Source organism: Jiangella gansuensis DSM 44835 (assembly GCF_000515395.1).
GTDB lineage: Bacteria > Actinomycetota > Actinomycetes > Jiangellales > Jiangellaceae > Jiangella > Jiangella gansuensis.
On sequence record NZ_KI911782.1, the window covers coordinates 2082708 to 2096240 of the forward strand.

The following is a 13533-nucleotide window of genomic DNA, read 5'->3' on the forward strand; positions in this document are numbered from 1 at the left end:
ATTGCTGGACAAGTGTCACATGCGCGGCCTAGCCTTGACGGCATGGCGGGTAGTGACGAGCACGAGGCGGCGTTCAACGCGATCGTCGACGGCGACGGGCGCATCGAGCCGCGTGACGCGATGCCGGAGGCCTACCGGAAGACGCTGATCCGGCAGATGGCCCAGCATGCGCACTCCGAGATCATCGGGATGCAGCCGGAGGGCAACTGGATCAGCCGGGCGCCCAGCCTGCGCCGCAAAGCGATCTTGCTGGCCAAGGTGCAGGACGAGGCCGGCCACGGGCTGTACCTCTACGCCGCCGCCGAGACGCTCGGGGTGTCGCGAGACCACCTGCTCGACCTCCTGCACACCCGCAGGCAGAAGTACTCGTCGATCTTCAACTACCCGACCCTCACCTGGGCCGACGTCGGCGCCATCGGCTGGCTGGTGGACGGCGCGGCCATCACCAACCAGGTGCCGCTGACCCGCTGCTCCTACGGCCCGTACGCGCGGGCCATGGTGCGGATCTGCAAGGAGGAGTCGTTCCACCAGCGGCAGGGGTTCGAGGCTCTGCTGGCACTCACCCGCGGCTCGGCGGCCCAGAAGGCGATGGCCCAGGATGCCCTGGACCGCTGGTGGTACCCGAGCCTGGCCATGTTCGGCCCACCCGACGCCGCATCCACCCATACCGACCAGTCCCTGCGGTGGGGCATCAAGCGCTTCGGCAACGACGAGCTGCGGCAGCGGTTCGTCGACATGACCGCCCCGCAGGCCGACGTCCTGGGCCTCGCCATCCCCGACCCGAACCTTCGCTGGAACCCTGAACGCGGCCACTACGACTTCACCGAGCCCGATTACGACGAGCTCTTCCGGGTCATCAAGGGCGACGGTCCGTGCAACCGGCAGCGCATGGAGCACCGGGTGGCAGCGCACACCGAGGGCGCCTGGGTGCGCGAGGCCGCGGCGGCGTACGCGGCGAAGCAGGCCAAGCGCGCCGAGCAGGCGGGGGCAGCCGCATGAGCACCGAATCGCCCCTCTGGGAGGTCTTCGTCCGGGCCCGGCGCGGACTGTCGCACGTGCACGCCGGCAGCCTGCACGCACCGGACGCGGCGATGGCGCTGCGCAATGCCCGCGACGTCTACACCCGCCGCAATGAGGGCGTCTCCATCTGGGTGGTCCCGTCCGCACAGATCACCGCCAGCAGCCCGGAGGAGAAGGACGCGTTCTTCGACCCGGCCGCCGACAAGGTCTACCGGCACCCGACGTTCTACGAAATCCCGGCGGAGGCGAAGCATCTGTGAACGAACCGCTGGTCGACTACAGCCTGCGGCTGGGCGACGACTCCCTGGTGCTGGCCCAGAGGCTGGGGGAGTGGGTGGCCCGGGCGCCGGAGCTGGAGGAGGACGTCGCGCTGGCCAACATCGCGCTGGACCTGCTGGGGCAGGCGCGCACGCTGCTCACCTACGCCGGCCAGGTGGAGGGCGCCGGCCGCGACGAGGACGCGCTGGCCTATTGGCGCGACGACCGCGACTTCCGCAACGTTCTGCTGGCCGAGCTGCCCAACGGCGACTTCGCGGTGACGATGGCCCGGCAGCTGATGGTCTCCGCCTACCAGTACGAGCTGTACGACCGGCTGCGGGCCAGCGCGGACGAGACGCTCGCGGCCATCGCCGGCAAGGCGGTCAAAGAAGTCCACTACCACCGCGACCACGCCACCCAGTGGGTGCTCCGGCTCGGCGACGGCACCGACGAGAGCCGCCGCCGCATGGTCGCCGGCCTGGAGGCCGTCTGGCCCTATACCGACGAGCTGTTCGACACCGACGACGTCACCGACCTGCTGAGCACCGACGCCGTCGCCGTCGACCCGGCCTCCCTACGCGACCCCTGGCGTGCCTACGTCGGCGGCGTCCTGGCCGAGGCTGGACTGGAACCGCCCGACGACGTACCGGCCCGCCGCGGCGGACGCCACGGTCTGCACACCGAGCAGCTGGGCTACCTGCTGGCCGAGATGCAGCACCTGCACCGATCGCACCCGGGGGCGTCATGGTGACCGCGACGCTCACCCCCGACGCCGTCCGCGAGGTCGTCGCGGTGGTGCCCGACCCGGAACTGCCGATGGTCACCATCGAGCAGCTCGGCATCCTGCGCGGCGTCCGCGTGTCCGAGGCGGGCCACGTCACCGTCGACATCACGCCGACGTACTCCGGCTGCCCGGCCATGGACGCGATCCGGGCCGACATCGTCGCCGCACTGGCCTCGGCCGGCATCGACGACGTCGAGGTGCGGCTGGTGCTGGCGCCGGCCTGGACCACCGACTGGATCACCGAGGAGGGGCGCGAGGCGCTGCGACGACACGGCATCGCCCCGCCCGGGCCTCCCGGCCGGGTCAGCATCGCCTTCAGCGTCCGCTGCCCGCACTGCGGCTCGCCGGCCACCCGCGAACTGTCCCGCTTCGGGTCCACCGCGTGCAAGGCGCTGTGGGTCTGCACCGACTGCCAGGAACCGTTCGACCATGTGAAGGCGCTGTGACGACGGCCACCGAGACCCTGCGCCCAGCGCGCCGGCACTCCGTCGTCCACCGGCTGCGGGTGGCCGACGTGGAGCGGCTCACCGACGACGCGGTCGCGGTCACCCTCGACGTCCCGCCGGAGCTGGCCGCCGATTACGAGTTCGCCGCCGGCCAGCACCTCAACGTGTCCCTGCCCGGCGGCGACGGCGTCCGGCGCAGCTACTCGATCTGCTCGCCGGCCGGTTCCGGCGTGCTGCGGTTCGCGGTGAAACGGCTGCCCGGCGGCGCGTTCTCGGAGCACGCGCTCGCGACACTCGCCGCCGGCGACGAACTGGACGTCATGACGCCGGCCGGCCGGTTCACGCCGTCGTTCGACCCGGCGCAGGCCCGGCATTACACGGCCGTCGCGGCCGGCAGCGGAATCACCCCGGTCATGTCCATCGCGGCGACGGCGCTGGCCGTCGAGCCGCACAGCGAGGTGACGCTCCTCTACGGCAACCGCACGTCGTCCTCGGTGATGTTCCTCGACGAACTGGCCGACCTCAAGGACCGGTTCCCGGACCGGTTCCGGGTCCTGCACGCGCTGTCGCGGGAGCCCGGCACCACGCACCTGCTGTCCGGTCGCCTGGACGCCGAGCGACTCGCGCGTCTGATCGACCACCTGCTGCCGCCGGACACCGTCGACGAGTGGTACCTCTGCGGCCCCTACGACATGATCACCGCGGCCCGGTCCGTGCTGGCCGGGCACGGCGTCGACCGCGCGCACGTGCACGCCGAGCTCTACCACGTCGGCGACGCGCCCCCGGCGCCGCGCCCGCAGGCCCGGCCCGTCCCCGCACACTGCGAGGTCACCGCGGTCCTCGACGGCCGCCGCAGCGACGTCGTCCTCGACGACCCGGACGAGACCGTGCTCGAAGCGGTCCTGCGCGCCCGCAACGACGCGCCGTTCGCCTGCAAGGGCGGCGTCTGCGGCACCTGCCGGGCGAAGGTCCTGGCCGGCGAGGTCACCATGGAGCGCCACTACGCCCTGGAGGACGACGAGATCGCCGCCGGCTACGTCCTCACCTGCCAGTCGCATCCCACCACGCCCACCCTCGAGGTCGACTACGACGCCTGACCCGTCAGCCCCCACCTCGTTGATCTTGGAGTAACGGCGGAATCGATCGGGCGATCCGGACGGCAATACCGCACTTACTCCAAGATCAATGATGGACCGCGGCTGGCGCCGGCCGCCGCAGACTGATCTGACCTGCCGGGACCGTCGGTGCTGCCCGATAGGGTCCTGTCCCGTGATGGGTCATGCACGCTGGCGGCGACCGGGGGGCCGGAGGCTCCCGCGAGCGGTCGGCCCGCGACGAAGGACCAACGACGGGGCGGCTCGGCGTGGAGCCGGAGCGCTGTGTCGTCGCGTCGGCGGAACCAGCCCGCTGCTCGTGGACGTCGTAGCCCCATGACGCCCGTCCTCGCCCGCCACCAGCCGTGGAGCCGGCAACAGCGCCGCCGTGTGCTCTGGCCGGTCCTCGGTCTCGTGCTCGCCACGATCTGCGCCGTCGTCGTCATCTGGCTCGCCGTCGGTGACCTCGAACCGTCCACCGTGGCCGTCGCGACCCTGTTCGCGCTGCTGCCGGTCGTCGTGGTGGTCGGCGCCTTCCTGTGGCTCGACCGCTGGGAACCGGAACCGGGTCGCACCCTGCTGGCGGCGTTCGTGTGGGGAGCCGGGGTCGCCACGCTCGGTGCGTTGCTGGTGAACTCGCTGGTCGCCGTCACCTACGGCGAGTTCACGTCGTCGGTCGTGTCCGCGCCGTTCGCCGAGGAAGCGCTCAAGGGTGCGTTCCTGGTGGCGCTCCTGTGGCGGCACCGGCACGAGCTGGACGGCGTCGTCGACGGCATCGTCTACGCGGGGCTGGTCGCCGCCGGGTTCGCCTTCGTCGAGAACATCCTGTACCTCGGGCGGGCGTTCGACGTCGCGGCCATCGATGGTTACAGCGTCTTCGTCGTGCGCGGGCTGCTGTCGCCGTTCGCGCACCCGCTGTTCACCGTCTTCATCGGCATCGCCGTGGGCATCGCCGTGCGCCGGCGCGGCCGCGTGTCGAGGGCACTGCTGCCGATCGTCGGGTACCTGCTGGCCGTCGGGCTGCATGCGCTGTGGAACGCCTCGGCGCTGTGGGACGACGGGCAGGGGTTCCTCGCCGTCTACGTCGTCGTCATGGTGCCCATGTTCGCCACCATGATCGGCATCGCGCTGTGGCAGCGCCGCCGGGAACAGCGGATTGTCGCCGCCGTGCTGCCGCGTTTCGTCGAGGCCGGCTGGATTCCCTGGTATGAGGTGGACCTGCTGTCCACCATGCGCAGCCGGCGCCGCTGGACCAGATCCATGCGCGCCGGCTACGGCCGGGCGGCAGCCCGCGCGGTGCGGGCGTACCAGATCGCGGTGACCGAGCTGGCGTTCCTGGTCACCCGCATCGAGCACGGCCTGACCGACGAGCACGCCGGCGACTGGCAGGCCGAGCTGCTGGACGCCGTCGCCGAAACCCGCTCCCAGGCCGTCGCGCTGACCAGCGCCGGACGGTGAGGCTGGTCGGTCCGCGGCCCGGCCTCACGGTAGCCTTCATCCATGCCCGACGAGCTGTTCACCCTCGCCGCCGCCACCTCCGGCGCGCCCGCGTCCGCACCGTTCGGACGCGTCCTGACCGCGATGGTCACCCCGTTCCTCGACGACGGTGGCCTCGATGTCGAGGGGACGGCCGCGCTGGCGGAGAAGCTCGTGGACGACGGCTGCGACGGCCTGGTGCTCAGCGGGACGACGGGGGAGAGCCCCACCACGTCCGACGCCGAGAAGGACCTGATCCTGCGCACCGTCCTCGACGCGGTCGGGTCCCGAGCGAAGGTGATCGCCGGCGTCGGCACCAACGACACCCGGCACACCAGCGAGCTGGCCCAGGCCGCCCAGAAGGCCGGCGCGCACGGCCTGCTCGTCGTCACGCCGTACTACAGCAAGCCGCCGCAGGAGGCGCTGTACCAGCACTTCACCGCGGTCGCGTCGGCGTCCGACCTGCCGGTGATGCTCTACGACATCCCCGCCCGAAGCGGCGTGGCCATCGAGACCGAGACGCTGGTCCGGCTGGCCGGACACGAGCGCATCGTCGCGGTCAAGGACGCCAAAGGCGACGTCTTCGCTTCATCGGAGGTCATGGCCCGCACCGGCCTGGCCTACTATTCCGGGGACGACGCGCTCAACCTCGCGCTGCTCGCCCACGGCGCGGTCGGCGTGGTCAGCGTCGTGTCGCACGTCGCGGCCCGCGAGTACGCCCAGATGGTCCGCGCCGTCGACTCCGGAGACCTGCGGCGGGCCCTCGGCCTGCACCGCCGTCTCATCCCCGCCGTGCGCGGCATCATGACCCGAACCCAAGGAGCCATCATGGCGAAGGCCGCAGTTCAGCTGCTCGGCGTCGTCCAGAACAGGACCGTCCGCTCGCCCCTCATCCCCGCCACCGACGAGCAGGTCGCGCTACTGCGCTCCGACCTCGCCGAGGCGGGGCTCGCATGAGCCATCCGCACCCCGAACTGCCCTCGCCCCCGCCGCTGGAGCCCAACGCGCTGCGCGTCGTCCCGCTGGGCGGGCTGGGCGAAGTAGGCCGCAACATGACGGTCTTCGAGCACGGCGGGCGGCTGCTGGTCGTCGACTGCGGCGTGCTGTTCCCCGAGGACAACCAGCCCGGCGTCGACCTCATCCTCCCGGACTTCGAGTACATCCGCGATCGTCTCGACGACATCGAGGCGATCGTGCTAACGCACGGCCACGAGGACCACATCGGCGCGGTGCCGTTCCTGCTGCGCGAGAAGGCCGACATCCCCATCGTCGGGTCGCGGCTCACGCTCGCCCTGGTCGAGGCGAAGCTCAAAGAACACCGCATCAACGCCTACCAGCTGCAGGTGCGCGAGGGCCAGACCGAGCGGTTCGGCCCCTTCGAGGTCGAGTTCCTCGCCGTCAACCACTCCATCCCGGACGCGCTGGCGCTGGCCATCCGCACGCCGGCCGGCGTGGTCCTGCACACCGGCGACTTCAAGATGGACCAGCTGCCGCTCGACGGCCGGCTCACCGACCTCAACGGCTTCGCCCGCCTCGGTGACGCCGGCGTCGACCTGTTCATGGTCGACTCCACCAACGCGGAGGTGCCCGGTTTCACCCCGCACGAGCGCGACATCGCCGACGTGCTCGACGGCGTGTTCGCGCGGGCGCCGCGGCGTGTCGTCGTCGCCTCGTTCGCCAGCCACGTGCACCGGGTCCAGCAGGTGCTCGACGTCGCGGTGTCCCACGGCCGCAAGGTTGCCTTCGTCGGCCGCTCCATGGTGCGCAACATGGGCATCGCCCGCGACCTCGGCTACCTCACCGTCCCGGGCGGCACCCTCGTCGACCTCAAGAGCATCGACAACCTGCCGCCACAGGAGGTCGTGCTGATGTCCACCGGCTCGCAGGGCGAGCCGATGGCGGCGCTGTCGCGCATCGCCAACCGCGACCACCCGGCCATCCGCATCGAGGACGGCGACGTCGTCGTGCTCGCGTCGTCGCTGATCCCGGGCAACGAGAACGCCGTGTCCCGGGTCATCAACGGCCTGACCCGCGAGGGTGCCACCGTCGTCCACAAGGGCAACGCCCAGGTGCACACCTCCGGCCATGCCGCCGCCGGCGAGCTGCTCTACGCGTACAACCTCGTCAAGCCGCGCAACGTCATGCCCATCCACGGCGAGACCCGGCACCTGTACGCCAACGCGGAGGTCGCCGTCCGCGCCGGCGTGCCGCGCAAGCGCGTCGCACTGGCCGAGGACGGCGTCGTGGTCGACCTCGTCGACGGCGTCGCCCGGGTGGTCGGCTCGGTGCCGTGCGGTTACGTCTACGTCGACGGCTCCAACGTCGGCGGGGTGGCCGAGGCGTCGCTGAAGGACCGGCGCATCCTCGGCGAGGAAGGCTTCATCTCGGTCGTGGTCGTCGTCGACTCCGTGACCGGCAAGGTCACCGGTGGACCGGAAATCCATGCCCGCGGCTTCGCCGAGGACGACAGCGTGTTCGACGACATCCGGCCCGAGCTCGTGACCGCCGTCGAGAAGGCGGCCGAGGGCGGCAACGCCGACAGCTACCAGCTGCAGCAGACCATCCGCCGCACCGTCGGCCGCTGGGTCGGCGGACGGTTGCGACGGCGGCCCATGATCATCCCGGTCGTCGTGGAGTCGTGAGGCGCGAGGCGATCGCCGGCGTCACTCCGCGCGGATGTGCTCGGCCCTGAGACGGCTGCCGACCCCGATCACGGTCACGCCGGCGACGGCCGCTGAGGCCAGGACGGCGATGCCCATGAGCAGGGCACTCTGCTGCCAGGGGGCGTCGCCCATGTCCGACCCGAGCTGCAGGTAGGTGCTGCCGGCGAAGAGCCCGCTCACGATGGCGGCGACACACCCCAGGCCGGTGGGCAGCGCGGCCTCGAGCCATTGTGCGCGTCGCAGCAGGGTGGGTGGCGTGCCGATCAGGCGCAGCGACGTGAGTTCGCGGCGCCGCGCGACCGCCCGGTCGACGGCGGCCACGGCGAAGGTCAGCAGGCCGATGGAGAGGACGACCGCCGCCAGGGTCCAGATGACCGTCCGCATGCCGGCCACGAAGTCGTAGTACTCGAGGTCGACCGAGGTCGTGGCCGGCAGGCCGAGCGCGTCCAGGTGCTCGTAGAGGTCGCGTCCTGGTCCGGCAACGACGACCAGTGTCGTGTCGGCGCGGGCGGTCAGCTCGTCGACACCGGCCGTGCCGGGCGGGACCAACAGGTCGGCCCACAGCGGGCGGATGTCCCAGGTCGGCCAGTCCGACGATCCCTCGCCGGTCCCGGTGATCCGGGCGTCGGAGATCGGTACCTCGACCGGGCTGGCGGCGGGGGCGTCCGTCGTACCGGCCCACAGCGCCGCGGTGTCGGGAGCCCCGGCGCCCCCGAGTTCGCCGGGCAGCCACGTCGGCGTCAGCGCGGACACCACCCCGTCCACGCAGTCGTCGACGGCAGGCGCGAACCGCTGCAACTCGTCGCAGGTGGCGACCAGCGCCGTGATGGGCAGCTGCTCCGCCGGCTCGCCCGGAGCGCCGAGCGTGACCTCGCCGGTGAGCATGGGGAACGCGAACGTGTCGCGCACCCCGGGCAGCGCCAGCACGTCCTGGAGTGCCGCGTCCAGCCCGCCCGCGGGCACGGTCACGGCGGCCCGCTGACCGTTCTCGATGTGGTCCGCGGCGTCGGCGTACTGCGGCGTCTCCTCGAACGCCACGACGACCGAGCGGGCACCGACCAGCAGGAACAGGCCCACCATGAGGGCGGCGATCACGCGGGTCGTGGCAGCCGGCTGCGCCTGCAACCGACGCGCGGTGACCATCGCCGTCGGCCCGGTGAACGCACGCGCCAGCAGGTCGGCGAGCAGCCGGACGAAGACCGGCACGACCATGACGATGCCGACGCCCACCAGCGCGAGCCCGGCGAACACCGTCGCGATCTCGGCTCCGGTGACCATGAAGTCGTCGTTCGCCTGCCGCGCCAGCAGGCACAGCACCAGTCCGGCGCCGAGCGGCGCCGCACGCAACAGCGAGGGTCGTCGCACGTCGGACCTGCGCGCCCGGTCCAGCGCCCGCCGCAGATCCAGGCGTTGCGGCAGGACGGCGACGGCGACCGTGACCGCGGGCAGCCCCATCATGACGGCCGCGCAGGCCGCCGGCGACGGCATGAGGTCGGTGCCCGTGACGGGTACCAGAGCGACCGTCACGACCGTTCCGAGCAGCGTGCCCACAACCGCGACCAGACCGGCCTCGGAGGCCGCCACCGTGCGAGTCTGAGCGGCACTGAGACCCAGCAGCCGCAGGTTCGCCAGCTGCCGGTCGCGCAGCTGCGCCGACAGCCGTCCCACCGTGGCGGCCAGCACGACGACCGGCAACGCGATGGCGGCGACGACACCGGCGATGAGCCGGCCGACCTCGTGGTCGCTGAAGGCCCCGGTCGAGCCGACCCGGCTCGTCGCGATCGCCCAGACGGCCAGGAGGACCGAGGTGCCGACGGCGCTGGCCGCCAGGACCGCGAGCGACCGAACTCGGCGGCCCGGCGAACCCCACGCGAGCCGGACGCCGAGCGCCACTGCCGCGATCATCCGACCGCCTCGCGGGCGGAGAGGTCCAGCATGCCGTCGCGCAGCACCACCAGATCGTCGAGGTGCGACGCGACCAGGTTGTCATGCGTCACCACCACGAGGGCGGCGCCCATCCGCGTGCTCAACGCGACCATCGCGTCGAGCACGCCCTCGGCATTGACGGTGTCCAGCGACCCGGTGGGCTCGTCGGCGAGCACGACCCTGGGCTCGTGCACGAGTGCCCGAGCGACGGCCGCCCGCTGGGTCTGCCCGCCCGAGACGGCTCCGGTGCGGGAGTCGGCGACGTCGGCCACGCCGAGCTCACCCAGGAGATCCCGCGCGCTGGCGCGCGCGGCAGCCCGCTTGACGCCCAGCAGCTGCAACGGCAGCATCACGTTCTCGATCAACGTCAGCTCCGGCACCAGGTCGCCGAACTGGAAGACCACGCCCATGTGACGCAGCCGAAGCGCGCTGCGCTCCCGGTCGCTGAGCCCGGTCAGGTCCTGCCCGTCGAACACCACCCGTCCGCGGTCGGGCACCAGAACGCCGGCAAGGCAGTGCAGCAGGCTCGACTTGCCCGAGCCCGACGGACCCATGAGCGCCGTCCGCGAGCCGGCCGCGAGCGTCAGGTCGACGCGACGCAGCGCCGGAGTGGCGCCGTAGGACAGTCCGATGTCGAGCGCTTCAAGCATGTCCGTCCCCCGTACCGTCGAGCTGCCGGCGGACGGTGTCCAGCCGGGTGCCCGACTCCTCGATCCAGCGCAGGTCGGCGTCCAGGTGCGCCAGTTCGTAGGTGACCGCCAGCAGGTCCGCGCCGGCCGCCTGCCGGCGGGTGGCCTGGAGTTCGCGCATCCGCCGCAGGTGGGCGTCCCGCTGCCGGGCCAGGACGTCGGTCGCGTCGCGGCCGGAGAGCAGTGCCACGGTGATCCGCGAGTAGAGCGTGCTGGTGGCGAAGACCTCGGGCTGTTGGGGTGTGAACACCCAGTCGTCCACGACGGCCACGCCACTCGGTGTGATGCGGTACAGGCGGCGGTCGGGGCCGTGGCCGGCCTCGACCTCGATCTGGTCGGCCAGGCCGTCGCGGGTCAGGCGGGCCAGCGTGGAGTACACCTGGCCGAAGGCCAACGGCCGCCGCCGGCCGAACCATTGGTCGAAGTTGCGCTTCAGGGTGTAGCCGTGCGCCGGTCCGGGTTCGAGCAGCGCCAGCAGAGTGGTCGAGGTACTCACGAGCACGACTATACACGCGAGGTATACGCACAGCGAATAGTCGAGCCGCGTCGATCGCGATGCGACATATCGTCCGACGCGCCGGGACTTCTGTGACTGACGATACGAGTGTGGCGGTTGTAATGTGATCTCCATGGCGACCCGAACAGCTCCGTCCCGGTCGCGCAGCTCGTCGGGTACGTCCACGCGGCGTGCCCCGGCTCGCGGCCGAAAGCGTCGCGCCCCAGCCCCGCCTCCTCCGCCGCCACCGCCGGAACCGAGTCTCGTCGCCAAGTTCTTCGGCGGCATCGCCCGCATGTTCGCCGGGATCTGGATGGGTATCGCCCACCTGGTCGGCGGCGTCGCCCGCAGCGTGGGCCGCACCGCCACGAGCCTCGAGGCCGACCAGCGCCGCGACGGCGTCGGGCTGTTCCTCATCGGCACCGCGTTCATCACCGCCGCTTCCGTGTGGTGGGTGCTGGACGGCGCCGTCTACGACGTCGTGTACCGGGGACTGGCCGGCGCGGTCGGCACCGGCGCCTACGTCACCCCTGTTCTGCTGCTCATGGCCGCCCTGCGAACACTGCGCCACCCCGACCGCAACGGTCCTGGTGGACGCCAGGTCATCGGCTGGGCCTGCCTGGCGCTGGGCACGCTGGGCCTGGCGCACATCGCCGGCGGCATGCCGCGCCCGGTCGACGGGCAGGCGGCCATGGAGCGCGCCGGCGGCGCCATCGGCTACGTCTCCTCGACCATCCTGGCCGACCTGCTGACGGTGTGGGTCGCCGGTCCGCTGCTCGGCCTGCTGACGCTGTTCGGGGTGCTGGTCATCACCGGCATCCCGCTGTACGAGGTCACCGATCAGCTGCGCGCCGGTGCCCTGACAGTCGGCCGCTGGCTCGGCTTCCGCCGCCCGGACGCCGACGACGAGCGCCGCGACGGACGTGGCCGCGGCCGGGGCGGCGACCGGCTGACGCCCACCGACGACGAGCCCTACGACTCCCCGCTGCTGCGCGAGAAGCCCAAGCGCAAGCGCAAGGGCGACCCCGAGCCCGACGACGCCGACACCGCGGAGCTCGGTGGCCTCGGCGACCAGGACGAGACCCCGACCGAGCCCGCCATCGTCGCCAGGGAACTGCGCAAGAAGAAGAAAAAGGCCGACGACGGCGGCGCCGCCGAGCCGCCGCCGCACACGCCGATCCCGCAGCGGGTCGAACAGCTCGCGCTGTCCGGCGACATCACCTACACGCTGCCGTCCAGCGACCTGATGCGCCAGGGCAGCCCGCACAAGGCCAAGTCGGCCGCGTCCGATGCGGTGGTCGAGTCGCTCATGGGCGTGTTCGACCAGTTCAACATCGACGCCGTGGTCAGCGGCTACACCCGCGGCCCGACGGTCACCCGGTACGAGGTCGAGCTGGGCACGGCGGTCAAGGTCGAACGCGTCACCGCGCTGTCGAAGAACATCTCGTACGCGGTGGCCAGCGCCGATGTGCGCATCTTGTCGCCCATTCCGGGCAAGTCGGCCATCGGTATCGAGATCCCGAACACCGACAAGGAGATCGTCAGCCTCGGCGACGTGCTGCGCTCGTCGGTGGCCCGCAAGGATCACCATCCGATGGTGGCCGGGCTGGGCAAGGACGTCGAGGGCGGCTTCGTCGTCACCAACCTGGCGAAGATGCCGCACCTGCTGGTGGCCGGTGCCACCGGATCCGGTAAGTCCAGCTTCATCAACTCCATGATCACCTCGGTGCTGATGCGGGCCACGCCCGACGAGGTCCGGCTGGTCATGGTCGACCCGAAGCGCGTCGAGCTGTCCGCGTACGAGGGCATCCCGCACCTCATCACGCCGATCATCACCAACCCGAAGAAGGCGGCCGAGGCGCTGCAGTGGGTCGTGCGCGAGATGGACCTGCGCTATGACGACCTTGCCAACTTCGGCTTCCGGCACGTCGACGACTTCAACAAGGCCGTCCGGTCCGGCAAGGTCAAGGTGCCGGAGGGCAGCGAGCGCACGCTGTCGCCGTACCCGTACCTGCTGGTCATCGTCGACGAGCTGGCCGACCTCATGATGGTCGCCCCCCGCGACGTCGAGGACTCCGTCGTGCGTATCACCCAGCTGGCCCGGGCCGCCGGCATCCACCTGGTGCTGGCCACCCAGCGCCCGTCGGTCGACGTCGTCACCGGCCTGATCAAGGCCAACGTCCCGTCGCGGCTGGCGTTCGCGACGTCGTCCCTGGCCGACTCGCGGGTCATCCTCGACCAGCCGGGCGCGGAGAAACTGGTCGGGCAGGGTGACGGGCTGTTCCTGCCGATGGGCGCCAGCAAACCGATCCGGGTCCAAGGCGCATGGGTCACCGAGAGCGAGATCGCCGCCGTCGTCAACCACTGCAAGGAGCAGCTGGAGCCGACCTACCGTGAGGACGTCACCGCGCCGGCCGCCGCCCGCCGCGACGTCGACGAGGACATCGGCGACGACCTCGACCTGCTCTGCCAGGCCGCCGAACTGGTGGTCAACACCCAGTTCGGGTCGACGTCCATGCTGCAGCGCAAGTTGCGGGTCGGGTTCGCCAAGGCCGGCCGGCTCATGGACCTGATGGAGAGTCGCGGCATCGTCGGACCGTCCGAGGGGTCCAAGGCCCGCGACGTGCTGATCAAGCCCGACGACCTCGACGAGATGCTGGACTCCCTTCGTGGCGGTTGAC

Annotated in this window: 12 protein-coding genes; 9 read left to right on the forward strand and 3 right to left on the reverse strand. The window is 71.6% G+C overall.

All coding sequences use genetic code 11. The features are described from left to right. Positions 1 to 42: 42 nt before the first annotated feature. The 8 genes from paaA to JIAGA_RS0110165 all read left to right on the forward strand — a co-directional run bounded on the left by paaA (position 43) and on the right by JIAGA_RS0110165 (position 7720). Entirely contained in the window at positions 43 to 999 is a 957-nt protein-coding gene (paaA, locus tag JIAGA_RS0110130; protein WP_035812361.1) for a 1,2-phenylacetyl-CoA epoxidase subunit PaaA, read from the forward strand. Continuing rightward, positions 996 to 1280 carry a 1,2-phenylacetyl-CoA epoxidase subunit PaaB gene (paaB, locus tag JIAGA_RS0110135; protein WP_026875572.1) on the forward strand — a complete coding sequence of 95 codons (285 nt, stop codon included), beginning with the start codon at positions 996 to 998 and terminating at the stop codon, positions 1278 to 1280. The genes paaA and paaB overlap by 4 nt, the downstream gene beginning before the upstream one ends. After that, positions 1277 to 2029: a 1,2-phenylacetyl-CoA epoxidase subunit PaaC gene (gene paaC, locus JIAGA_RS0110140; RefSeq protein WP_026875573.1), complete on the forward strand. Its 753-nt coding sequence runs from the start codon at positions 1277 to 1279 to the stop codon at positions 2027 to 2029. Before paaB ends, paaC begins: the two co-directional genes overlap by 4 nt. Continuing rightward, positions 2023 to 2508: a 1,2-phenylacetyl-CoA epoxidase subunit PaaD gene (paaD, locus tag JIAGA_RS0110145; RefSeq protein ID WP_026875574.1), complete on the forward strand. Its 486-nt coding sequence runs from the start codon at positions 2023 to 2025 to the stop codon at positions 2506 to 2508. Before paaC ends, paaD begins: the two co-directional genes overlap by 7 nt. Continuing rightward, positions 2505 to 3605 (forward strand): 1,2-phenylacetyl-CoA epoxidase subunit PaaE, encoded by a 1101-nt coding sequence (gene paaE, locus JIAGA_RS0110150; RefSeq protein WP_035812362.1) that lies wholly within the window; start codon positions 2505 to 2507, stop codon positions 3603 to 3605. The genes paaD and paaE overlap by 4 nt, the downstream gene beginning before the upstream one ends. Before the next feature lie 333 nt (positions 3606 to 3938). Next, positions 3939 to 5060 (forward strand): PrsW family intramembrane metalloprotease, encoded by a 1122-nt coding sequence (locus tag JIAGA_RS28865; protein ID WP_084469604.1) that lies wholly within the window; start codon positions 3939 to 3941, stop codon positions 5058 to 5060. 42 nt (positions 5061 to 5102) lie between these two features. Beyond that, positions 5103 to 6035 carry a 4-hydroxy-tetrahydrodipicolinate synthase gene (gene dapA / locus JIAGA_RS0110160; protein ID WP_035812363.1) on the forward strand — a complete coding sequence of 311 codons (933 nt, stop codon included), beginning with the start codon at positions 5103 to 5105 and terminating at the stop codon, positions 6033 to 6035. Continuing rightward, positions 6032 to 7720, forward strand: a complete 1689-nt coding sequence (locus JIAGA_RS0110165) for a ribonuclease J (RefSeq protein WP_026875577.1) — start codon at positions 6032 to 6034, stop codon at positions 7718 to 7720. The genes dapA and JIAGA_RS0110165 overlap by 4 nt, the downstream gene beginning before the upstream one ends. Positions 7721 to 7741: 21 nt before the next feature. Here JIAGA_RS0110165 and JIAGA_RS0110170 read toward each other — a convergent pair whose 3' ends face one another. From JIAGA_RS0110170 to JIAGA_RS0110180, 3 genes are read right to left on the reverse strand one after another with little or no spacing between them, the layout of a single operon-like run. After that, a complete protein-coding gene (locus JIAGA_RS0110170; protein WP_157552964.1) occupies positions 7742 to 9646 on the reverse strand; it encodes an FtsX-like permease family protein in 1905 nt (634 codons plus the stop codon). After that, positions 9643 to 10317 carry an ABC transporter ATP-binding protein gene (locus JIAGA_RS0110175; protein ID WP_026875579.1) on the reverse strand — a complete coding sequence of 225 codons (675 nt, stop codon included), beginning with the start codon at positions 10315 to 10317 and terminating at the stop codon, positions 9643 to 9645. The genes JIAGA_RS0110170 and JIAGA_RS0110175 overlap by 4 nt, the downstream gene beginning before the upstream one ends. Then, entirely contained in the window at positions 10310 to 10852 is a 543-nt protein-coding gene (locus JIAGA_RS0110180; protein ID WP_026875580.1) for a PadR family transcriptional regulator, read from the reverse strand. The genes JIAGA_RS0110175 and JIAGA_RS0110180 overlap by 8 nt, the downstream gene beginning before the upstream one ends. Positions 10853 to 10985: 133 nt before the next feature. On the opposite strand from JIAGA_RS0110180, the gene JIAGA_RS0110185 reads away from it, so the two are divergent. After that, positions 10986 to 13532: an FtsK/SpoIIIE family DNA translocase gene (locus JIAGA_RS0110185; RefSeq protein WP_084470265.1), complete on the forward strand. Its 2547-nt coding sequence runs from the start codon at positions 10986 to 10988 to the stop codon at positions 13530 to 13532. Position 13533 lies beyond the last annotated feature (1 nt).

What these genes read in the sequence shown, in the direction of transcription:
- paaA (WP_035812361.1), top strand. Translation starts at nt 43, where the DNA reads ATGGCGGGTAGTGACGAGCACGAGGCGGCGTTCAACGCGATCGTCGAC.
- paaB (WP_026875572.1), top strand. Translation starts at nt 996, where the DNA reads ATGAGCACCGAATCGCCCCTCTGGGAGGTCTTCGTCCGGGCCCGGCGC.
- paaD (WP_026875574.1), top strand. Translation starts at nt 2,023, where the DNA reads ATGGTGACCGCGACGCTCACCCCCGACGCCGTCCGCGAGGTCGTCGCG.
- JIAGA_RS28865 (WP_084469604.1), top strand. Translation starts at nt 3,939, where the DNA reads ATGACGCCCGTCCTCGCCCGCCACCAGCCGTGGAGCCGGCAACAGCGC.
- dapA (WP_035812363.1), top strand. Translation starts at nt 5,103, where the DNA reads ATGCCCGACGAGCTGTTCACCCTCGCCGCCGCCACCTCCGGCGCGCCC.
- JIAGA_RS0110165 (WP_026875577.1), top strand. Translation starts at nt 6,032, where the DNA reads ATGAGCCATCCGCACCCCGAACTGCCCTCGCCCCCGCCGCTGGAGCCC.
- JIAGA_RS0110170 (WP_157552964.1), bottom strand. Translation starts at nt 9,646, where the DNA reads ATGATCGCGGCAGTGGCGCTCGGCGTCCGGCTCGCGTGGGGTTCGCCG.
- JIAGA_RS0110175 (WP_026875579.1), bottom strand. Translation starts at nt 10,317, where the DNA reads ATGCTTGAAGCGCTCGACATCGGACTGTCCTACGGCGCCACTCCGGCG.
- JIAGA_RS0110185 (WP_084470265.1), top strand. Translation starts at nt 10,986, where the DNA reads ATGGCGACCCGAACAGCTCCGTCCCGGTCGCGCAGCTCGTCGGGTACG.